The organism is Terriglobia bacterium (genome assembly GCA_020072565.1).
Lineage (GTDB): Bacteria > Acidobacteriota > UBA6911 > UBA6911 > UBA6911 > JAFNAG01.
The window spans coordinates 1-9926 of sequence record JAIQGI010000101.1; the positions used below are offsets into that span (position 1 = coordinate 1).

Annotated in this window: 7 protein-coding genes; 4 read left to right on the plus strand and 3 right to left on the minus strand. The window is 61.1% G+C overall.

All coding sequences use genetic code 11. The annotated features are described in order from the left end of the window. The first annotated feature begins 158 nt into the window (after nucleotides 1–158). Complete coding sequence (locus LAP85_28715; GenBank protein ID MBZ5500396.1) at nucleotides 159–1229, plus strand: dipeptidase; 1071 nt, start codon at nucleotides 159–161, stop codon at nucleotides 1227–1229. 330 nt (nucleotides 1230–1559) lie between these two features. Beyond that, nucleotides 1560–2408, plus strand: coding sequence for an SAM-dependent methyltransferase (locus LAP85_28720; protein MBZ5500397.1), 849 nt, complete (start codon nucleotides 1560–1562; stop codon nucleotides 2406–2408). A gap of 378 nt (nucleotides 2409–2786) precedes the next feature. Here LAP85_28720 and LAP85_28725 read toward each other — a convergent pair whose 3' ends face one another. Next, nucleotides 2787–3479, minus strand: a complete 693-nt coding sequence (locus tag LAP85_28725) for a hypothetical protein (protein ID MBZ5500398.1) — start codon at nucleotides 3477–3479, stop codon at nucleotides 2787–2789. A gap of 3 nt (nucleotides 3480–3482) precedes the next feature. Next, the gene (locus LAP85_28730) at nucleotides 3483–4049 is read right to left on the minus strand and encodes a PEGA domain-containing protein (protein ID MBZ5500399.1); all 567 of its coding nucleotides are present in this window, start codon (nucleotides 4047–4049) and stop codon (nucleotides 3483–3485) included. Between the two features lie 339 nt (nucleotides 4050–4388). Between LAP85_28730 and LAP85_28735 the strand changes: the two genes are divergently transcribed. Next, nucleotides 4389–7133 carry a peptidase gene (locus LAP85_28735; GenBank protein MBZ5500400.1) on the plus strand — a complete coding sequence of 915 codons (2745 nt, stop codon included), beginning with the start codon at nucleotides 4389–4391 and terminating at the stop codon, nucleotides 7131–7133. A gap of 18 nt (nucleotides 7134–7151) precedes the next feature. Here LAP85_28735 and LAP85_28740 read toward each other — a convergent pair whose 3' ends face one another. Then, a complete protein-coding gene (locus LAP85_28740) occupies nucleotides 7152–8090 on the minus strand; it encodes a metalloregulator ArsR/SmtB family transcription factor (GenBank protein MBZ5500401.1) in 939 nt (312 codons plus the stop codon). 64 nt (nucleotides 8091–8154) lie between these two features. Here LAP85_28740 and ahcY point away from each other — a divergent pair, with 64 nt between their 5' ends. After that, nucleotides 8155–9585 carry an adenosylhomocysteinase gene (gene ahcY / locus LAP85_28745; GenBank protein MBZ5500402.1) on the plus strand — a complete coding sequence of 477 codons (1431 nt, stop codon included), beginning with the start codon at nucleotides 8155–8157 and terminating at the stop codon, nucleotides 9583–9585. Nucleotides 9586–9926: the final 341 nt, after the last annotated feature.

Consider the following 9926-nt stretch of genomic DNA (forward strand, 5'->3'; position numbering starts at 1 on the left):
TCCTCGCATCCGGTATCATGGATCAGCCCGTGCCAGTCCCCTGGTGGGACAATCGAATGCTCAGATTGACCACCTTCCAAGGATCCCCAAAACCGGCTAGTTCTTAGGCGAACGGTTGTCCGTGGAAATCCAGGCTAGCGACCGCGAAGGGGGATCCAATGGACAGACGCGAGTTTCTAAAATCGACGCTCACAGTGACTGCCGGCATGGCCGGCCTCGCACGGTTTGCCGCGGCACAGTCCGGCGGGGTGGATGCGCTTTACGATCATGCTTTGGTAATCGATGCTCTCTCGATCGAAAATTGGGACGACGCGGGAATCGCTGCCTGGAAAGCCTCCGGGTATACGGCAATCCAGACCAGCCTCTCGACCGGGAACCTCGCAATCGCCATAAAAAGCCTGGACCAGTGGAAATCGCGATTCCAGCAGCATCCGGAGGTGTTCATTCACTGCCTCCACGCCGCCGACATCGAAAGAGCCAAACGCGAGTCAAAGCTCGCCGTGATGCTCGGATTCCAGGACGGCACGATCATCGAGGAAGACGTCGCCAATCTCGACAAGCTCTATCAGGCCGGCACCCGTTGCATTCAGCTCACCTACAACGCTCGCAATCTGCTGGGCGACGGCTGCACGGAACGGACCAATGCCGGTCTTTCCGACTTCGGCATTCAGTGTGTCGAGAAGATGAACCAGCTCGGGATCATCGTAGACCTGTCTCACTGCGGCGAACAGACCAGCGCGGACGGCATCGCCTTCTCACGCCGCCCTCCGGCCTTCACGCACACCATGTGCAAGGCGCTCTATTTCCACCCGCGCGCCAAACCAGACGAATTGTTGCGCGCGCTCGCCGATCGCGGAGGCATGACGGGCATAGTCGCACTGGGGTATTTCGTGAGCCCGAACCCGAAAGCGACGGTCGAAGATTACCTCAATCACATCGATCACGCGGTGAAGATCTGCGGCATCGACCATGTCGGCCTGGCCACCGACTTCCAGATTCGTGGCATCGAGGTATCCGCCACCCGCGAGAACTGGTATCTTCCCCGGCTCACGGAATTCAAGCCTTCGTACAACGTTCGCTGGCCGCCCTGGATTCCCGAGTTGGACAAGCCCGCGAGATTCCGCAACGTGGTCCGAGGGCTCGAAAAGAGAGGGTACAAAGCCGCCGATATCGAGAGGATTCTAGGCCGGAACTGGTTCAATTATTTTCACCAGATTTTGGACGCATAGGAACAACTCTGGAGCGGGAAAACGCCGACGCATGCCGACCGTTCGAATTCGGTCGGCGTGCTGGAGGTCTTTGCCGCACCCCGGCGCCTGTTTCCTAATGCCAGGTAGCGGCCCGACCCACCGATGCAACCCCAGAGTGCCTACTCCGAATCGCTTCGCTTGCACCTCATAACGCAACCGGTTGCGATTTCGGAAATCTAACCCGACCTTGACAACTACTACCCTTGAAGTCACCCTGGTGGTGCTCCAGAAAAAGCTGCCCGGCACCCGTCCTGGGAAGTGGGTATCGCCCTGCGTACGAGACCGCGCACTTCTTCGGGCTGGAAGAAGATGATATCGCGGATCAAGGCCTCCCGTAAAGGTCGCGATGCCGCAGGAAAGGGATGCCAGGTGCTGATCCATCCGGACGAGACGCAGGACCGTCTTACTTCGAAGCTACGCATCATCCAGAAGCGCCGCGGCCACCGGGCTGCGGCCGACGACACCTTGCTGGCATGGGCCGCGGCGCGGGCATGCCCCGATGCGGTCCGGATCCTCGACCTGGGCAGCGGCAAGGGCACGGTGGCCATGCTGCTGCTCCAGCGCCTGCCCCGCTGCCGCGTGATCGGTTTGGAGGCGCTGGAGGTGAGCCACAATCTCGCCGTGCGCAACACTCTGCTGAACGGTCTCGCGGATCGCTGGGAGCCGCGGCTCGGCGACCTGCGCGATCCGTCCATGCTGGCGGGTGAGCCCTCGTTCGATCTTGTCACGGGCGCGCCGCCGTTCATGCCCGTTGGGAGCGGCGTCATGCCCAGCGACGCCCAGCGTGCGGCCGGCCGCTTCGAACTTAGAGGAGGAGTCCGGGAGTACGCCGAGACTGCGGCCAGACACTTGGCACTGCGCGGGAGAGTCGTGCTCCTGGTGGACGGCCTTAGGCAGTCGCGTGCTCGGGCTGAGCAAGCACTCGCCGCAGCGGGTCTCTTCCCGCACGCCATTGTGGCCGCGCGTCCCTGCCCAGACCGGAAGCCGATCTACTGGATTCTCGAGGCCAGCCCCGAGCCTGGACCGACGACCGAGGAGTCGCTCTGCATGAGGCCCGCTTGCGGCAACCGGTATTCTCCGGAATACCAAGCCATCCGCCGGGAAATGGACTGCGTCATCGAAAGGTTCCCTGACAGCCAGCCGGCCGGTTTGCCTTGAAGAACCGGTACAGAATGGATCGAACGCGCCCATTTCGGAACGGGGGCTGACACCAAGCCGTTTCGGGCTATCCGCTCGATGCCGAGAGCTCCGCCTTGTGCGGCCATACCGATAACTGTCTATGAGCGATGCGCGCGATTGGCTTCAACAGATCGCCCGGGCCGGCGGTTTGCGCAGGCCGGCGCGACCGACGCGAGGCGAGCCTGGATGAGTGGCTTCAAATCGATTCTGAGTGCGGGTAAATGCTGCCCGGCTCGGGTTGTGCCATCCAAGCCGGCGTGCAGGGACAAGTGCACGCGCCGACCCGCCGGCTGGTTCCAGCCGGGGTTGACGACGCCGGGGAGAGGGATGAGCCGGCGACTCCGGGACGAGTAACGGTCAGCGCTTCAGTTCGAGGGCCCCTTCCTTTCCGTTGAGCTCGTAGGACAGCTCGAACCTCGTGGCTTTGTCTTTCGAGAGCTCTTTGCCGATGCGGAAGTAGAGGTGGCCGGCGACGGGTTTCTGGAAGGTCCCGGCAGGCAGGCCCTTTTCCGACAACTCCAGGACCATGACCTCCTCATTCCTGGGATTGGGATCCGGGTAGGGATTGCCCACCATCACGTCGATCCCGGTCGAGGTGTAGATGCCGCTGGTGCGGCGGTAGGTGCCCGTCGCCGGGTCGTAGCGGCCGGTGCCGCTTTCATAGCCGACCCCCACATGCGGCACCAGGATGATCTCCTTCTTCGACTCCTCGGCCTTCCGGAGCGCGGCGACGACGACCTTGGGGTTCTCCGAGCGCATGGCCCGTTCCTGGTCAAGAGTGCGCAGCACAAACCGGTCCGGTTCGACCTTGAGATCGACACCGTCCTTTGGATAGAGCGCGACCTCGACGACGAGGTAGTCGCGGCCCAGTTCGGTGACGAAGCGCTGCTTCACCTCCGCGTCCTTCAGCACCGAAACTCCCAGGCTGACGCCTTCGACTTCGACGTGGTTCGGGTACGCCGTCACTTCCCCGCGCGGGACCGTGCCCTGCGCGGCAACCAGCAGGGTGGCGGAAAGGATGATGACAAGGCAAGAGATGAGGGATCTCATGATTCAGGGCTCCTTTTGAGGTGCCAGTCTTGCGTCGACTTTCAGGGTCTTGCCGCTCAGCACGTATATGCGCACCGTGTAGGGTGCATAGCTGTCGGCTTGAATCTTCAGATCGTAGACTCCCGGGTCCAACCACACGGTTTTCAGGTCCTTGATTTTTCCCGCGAACCCATCATTCAGAAATACTTCGGCGTCCTGGATATTGGACCGGAGCTTGACCTCCCCCATGTACGGCCCGCGGGCAAATCCTGTGTACCAGCCCGAGTGATACCACAATGGGGAATAGGCGCCATAATAGTAGGGATAGAAGTTGTCATAGTACCAGGGCGCGTAGTACGAGTACGGGTAGAAAGGGTAAAACGGGAAACGTCCCGAGAAGCGGCTGTATCCGGCGCCGAAGGTGAAGCCTCCAAACCTGATTCGAGGGGTGTGGAAAGCCTTTACGGTGGCAGCGCCGCTTGCAGTCTGCTCTTTTTTCCCGCTCTTCGGGTCGGTCTGTCCGGATGCGGGCACCGTTCCCAGGAGGAGGCCCAGTGCCATCATAGAAGCTAACTGCTTTTTCGTGAACATTTTAGCTCCCCACTAAATTATGGGCAACCGGGAGGACCGGTTGCTATGAATATAGATGCCACAGGAGTCAAAAGGGTTCGACGGCCGAACGAACAGGAACCGATCACAGATACCATGGAGCACGCGGATTGATATCCCCGACAAATCGCGGCACTTCTGTGCGCGTGGGGATGCTTCGGCCACGGGCGCAGCTCATTCGGATGCGGGGAGCCTCAACTCGACCCGGCGGTCGCGCTCGCAGACGAAGATTTCGAGTTCAATACGGGCATACCTCCGCGCATCGGAAGCCGCCTGGAAATAAAGACAATCCTGAGTTAGACTCGCCCTCGGAGACCAGCCATGACCCGACAACCTCTTGTACTGTTCGCCGGCGTATTGCTGCTTGTGGCAGTACCCCAAGCCCAGCCCCAGCCGCCTCGGGCACCGGGGCACATAACCTCACCCAAGGAAGAGTTCGGCCGCAATTTCGGCGACGACTATTTTCTCGCCAACTACCGGCAGATTTCGGCCTACTGGCAGAAGCTCGCGCGCGAGTCCAGCCGCATCGTGGCTCAGCCGATCGGCAAGACGGCCGAAGGCCGCACCCAGCTGATGGCGATTGTCACCTCGCCCCGGAACCACAAAAGCCTCGCGCGCTACCAGGCAATCTCCGCGAAGCTCGCTCACGCCGAAGGGCTCTCCGACGACCAGGCGCGTGCGCTTTCAAAAGAAGGCAAGGCCGTAGTGTGGATCGACGGCGGCCTGCACGCGAGCGAATCGCTCGGCGTGCAGCAGCTCGGGGAGATGGTCTACGAGATGGTGAGCCGCACCGACGACGAGACCATGAGAATTCTGAACGACGTGATCATCCTCTTCGTTCATGCCAATCCGGACGGCAACGACCTGGTCGCCGACTGGTACATGCGGAATCCGGATCCCCTGCAGCGCAGCCTGAGCGGACTGCCACGTCTCTACCAGAAATATATCGGCCACGATAACAACCGTGACTTTTTCGCGTCCACGCAAGTGGAAACAGAAAACATGAACCGTGTGCTCTACCACGAGTGGTTTCCACAGATCATTTACAATCACCACCAGAGCGGGCCGGCCGGCACCGTGCTGTGGTCGCCGCCGTTGCGCGATCCGTTCAACTACAACCAGGATCCCTTGCTCGTGCTCGGCATCCAGACGGTCGGCCTGGCGCTGCATACGCGGCTGGCCGTCGAAGGGAAGCCCGGCGCCACCATGCGTTCGGGTGGGCCGTATGACGGGTGGTGGAATGGCGGCCTGCGCAACACGGCGGCGTTCCACAATATGGTCGCGATCCTGACCGAGATGATCGGCAGTCCGACGCCGATGCGGGTGCCGCTTGTGATGGATCGGCAACTCCCCACGAGCGATCTGACGTATCCGGTTCCGCCCCAGGAGTGGCACTTCAAGCAGTCGATCGAATATTCGGTCGCATGCAATCGCGGCGTGCTCGATATCGCATCGAAGATGAAAGAGAACTTCCTATATAACATCTACAGGATGGGAAAGAACTCGATCGAGCGCGGCAGCCGGGACACCTGGACGCCCCGCCCGCACCGTTACGCCACAATCGCGGCCTCAATGGAAGTGCCCACAGGGGGGCGCGCCGGCGGGGCCGGCGGCCGGGGAGGCGGACCCGCCCCGGCCGGGAATGACCCGCTCTGGGGTGCGCTCCACCGGCCCGAGGACCGCGATCCGCGCGGATTCATCATTCCTTCCGACCAGCCCGATTTCCCGACCGCGACAAAATTCGTGAACGCCCTGCTCGAGAACGGCATCACGGTTCAGCGCGCCACCCGCGATTTTACGGTGCACGGGAAGAAATATCCCGGGGGATCCTACGTCGTGCTCGCAGCACAGGCGTTCCGGCCGCACGTGATCGATATGTTCGAGCCCCAGGATCATCCGGACAACTTCCCGTATTCCGGCGCGCCCCCGACGCCGCCCTATGACAACGCCGGCTGGACGCTGGCGTTCCAGATGGGAATCGAATTTGACCGCATCCTGGACGGCTTCACGGGGCCGTTCGAAAGGTTCAACGACTGGAACATCAAACCCCCAGCGGGCACCGTCCCAAGGTTGCTGCCAGGAGAGCCGTTTTATCTCACCAGTGCCAACGCGCTCGACGCGTTTGTCGCGGTTAACCGGCTGCTAGCAGCGAACGAGGATGTATATCGAACCGCGGACGGCTCCTTCCTCGTCGCGGCAAAACCCACAACTCTGCCATTACTGCAACGGGTGGCTGCCGACCGGGGCATCAGCTTCACGGGCTCCGCGGGCGCGCCGCCGGAGAAATGGCGGAAGCTGGCGCGGCCGCGCGTGGGCCTCTGGGACCAGTACGGCGGATCCATGGAGGCAGGCTGGGCGAGATGGATTCTGGAGCAATTCGAGTTTCAGTTTGAGCGCGTGTTCGCACCCCAGCTCGACGCGGGAAACCTGAACGCAAAGTACGACACGCTCATCTTCGTGTCCGGTGGCATTCCCGGCGGCAGTGGCGGCGGCCGAGGCGGCGGCGCCGGGGGAACCGTCGCACCGGAGACCATCCCCGCGGAATACCGTGATCAAATCGGCGGCGTGACCGTCGAACGCACGATGCCGCAGATCAGGCAGTTCATCGAAAATGGCGGTAAAGTCATTGCCATCGGGACGTCAGCCTCGAATCTGGCACGCTATCTCAACCTGCCGATCGAGAATCACCTCGTCGAAAACGGCCAGCCGCTGCCACGCACCAAGTTCTACGTGCCGGGATCGGTGCTGAGGGCACACGTCGACACGACCAGTCCGATCGCCTGCGGCATGAAGGAACAGACCGACGTCTTCTTCGATAACAGCCCCGTGTTCAAGCTGGGTCCCACCGCGGCCTCTCAGGGCGTGAAGCCGATTGCCTGGTTTGACTCGAAGACACCGCTGCGCAGCGGCTGGGCCTGGGGCCAGGAATATCTGGATGGCGGCGCGGTCGCCGTTGAGGCAACCATCGGTCAGGGGCGCGTCCTGCTCTTCGGGGCCGCGATTCTGCAGCGTGCGCAGCCGCACGGCACGTTTAAGTTTTTGTTTAACTCGATCTATGCAAAATAGGATCATTATCGAACAATATTAGCGATCTCCTGCCGCCAGCATGGTTTCGAAATGAGGTGCTTTCGACTCGCGGTGCACCACGGCAGTGCTCACATCTTTAAAGCCGGCTTTCCTGAGCAGCCGCTGAACTTCGACTTCCGTGAAGCCCAGCCACAGATCGGCGTACAGTTCGCGGGCTTCCTCGCAATGGTGCCTGACCAGGTCGAGCACAATGATTCGCCCGCCCGCCTTGAGAATTCGGAATGCCTCGGCGACCGCACATTCGGGATGCTGCGCGTGATGGAGCGACTGGCTGAAAAAAGCGACATCGACCGCCCCGTCCTCAATCGGCAGAGCCTCCAGATCGCCTTTCCGGTAGTGGAGGTTGCGCACTCCGTGTTTGCGCGCCAGCGCCGACCCGAACGCCACCATCTTCTCGGAATTGTCGACGGCAATCACTTCCTTGGCGCGCCGCGCCAGCAGTTGTGACACCGTGCCTTCCCCCGCACCCAGATCCGCGATCACCAGCGGCGGCAGCAGCAGCAGCAGCGTCTCCGCGAGCCCCTTCCACGAGCGCCCCGGCACATACTTCCGCCCGAACTTCCCTGCCAGCTCGTCGAAGTAGGCGCGCACTCTGTCGCGGCGCTTGAGCCGGATCAGCCGGAGCGCGGCCATATCCGCTTCGGCCCCGGGCAGTTGTTCGGCCGCCTGCCGCAGCACCCCCATCAACTGATCGATAGGCCCGTGTTCCCCGCCATTCCTCTCCTTGAGCCGGTAGAAGATGTTCTTGCCCGTGCGGCGATCTTCGAGCATGCCCGCCTGTTTGAGCTGCGCCAGATGGGTTGAGAGGGTGCTTTGCCCCATGCCGAGAATCTCCTGCAACTCGGCCACGGAAAGCTCTTCCTGCTCCAGCAGCAGGACAATGCGCGTCCGGCTGGGATCGGCAACCAATCGCAGCAATTTCAGGATTGACATCATAACCATATTTCCTTTATCATATCATCACATCTGGATTTTACGATATGTCAGAAAGGAATGCAACATGAACAGCTCAGTATTGGATGGCAGAGCGGTGGATTTCAAGGTGGCCGACATGTCGCTGGCCGAGTGGGGCCGCAAGGAAATCGGCATGGCCGAGCACGAAATGCCCGGTCTGATGGCAATTCGAAAAAAGTACTCGCCGGAGAAGCCCCTGGCAGGCGTGCGCATCACGGGCAGCCTGCACATGACGATTCAGACCGCCGTGCTCATTGAAACTCTCGCGAGTCTGGGTGCGAGCGTGCGTTGGGCGAGCTGCAATATCTTTTCGACCCAGGACCATGCCGCGGCGGCCATCGCCCTGGCCGGTGTGCCTGTCTTCGCCTGGAAGGGAGAATCGCTCGAGGACTACTGGTGGTGCACTTACGAGGCCCTGAGCCACCCGGGCGGCAAAGGTCCGCAGCTCATCGTTGACGACGGCGGCGACGCCACCCTGCTGATTCACAAGGGTTACGAACTGGAAGACGGTTCCGACTGGGCAGACACGCCTTCCTCCAACCACGAGGAAAGCGTCATCAAGAACCTGTTGAAGAAGATCCACGCCGAAAACCCGCGCCGCTGGCACACGATTGCCAAGGAGTGGCGCGGCGTATCCGAGGAGACGACCACCGGCGTGCACCGTCTCTATAAGATGCATCAGCTGGGAACTCTGCTGGTCCCGGCCATCAACGTCAATGATTCCGTGACCAAGTCGAAATTCGACAACCTCTACGGCTGCCGCGAGTCACTGAGTGACGGGATCAAGCGCGCGACCGATGTGATGGTTGCGGGCAAGGTGGCCGTAATCTGCGGCTACGGCGATGTCGGTAAGGGCTCGGCTCACTCGCTGCGCGGCTTCGGAGCCCGCGTCATCGTCACGGAGATCGATCCGATCAATGCCCTGCAGGCGGCAATGGAAGGCTTCGAGGTGACAACCGTCGAAGAGACGCTCGGCCGCGGGGACATCTATGTTACCTGCACGGGCAATCGCGACATCATCACTCTCGAATACATGCAGAGGATGAAGGATCAGGCCATTGTCTGCAACATCGGCCATTTCGACAACGAGATCCAGGTAGACCGCCTGAACAACGAGCCGCGGGTCACGAAAACCAACATCAAGCCTCAGGTGGACAAGTACACCTTCCCGGACGGCCACAGCATCTACCTGCTGGCCGAGGGGCGCCTGGTGAATCTGGGCTGCGCGACCGGCCATCCCAGTTTCGTGATGAGCAACAGCTTCTCCAACCAGACGCTGGCACAAATCGACCTGTGGAAGAACCGTGATACCTACAAGGTCGGGGTTTACACACTGCCGAAGAAGCTGGACGAGGAGGTCGCGCGCCTGCACCTCGAACTGATCGGTGTGAAACTCACGAAGCTGACGCCGGCGCAGGCCGAGTATCTCAACGTTCCGGTCGAAGGTCCCTACAAGCCGGACCATTACCGCTACTGACGAGAGAGGAGCCTCCCCAAAAAGGCAAAAGCAGCCACGAAGAACACGAATGCCCGCGGAGGCGCCCAGGCGTCCTCCGTGCTATTCGTGCTACTTACCTGCAGATCGTTGCCATCCAAGCAGGAAAAGCAAAAGATCAACGCAGAGGTTGCAGAGGTCGCGGAGAAAAGTCATGCAGAATCGAAAACTCTCTGCGGCCTGCGCGCCCTCTGTTCCGAAAATTCTTAGGCTCAGGCAGCCTCTTCCGTTAGTTTTACTTTGTAGCCCAGATGCTCAAGTCTTTTTACATGGTATCGACGAATTCGGTCTCGGTGAAGGCGTTCAAAGTAATCGGCGCCAAG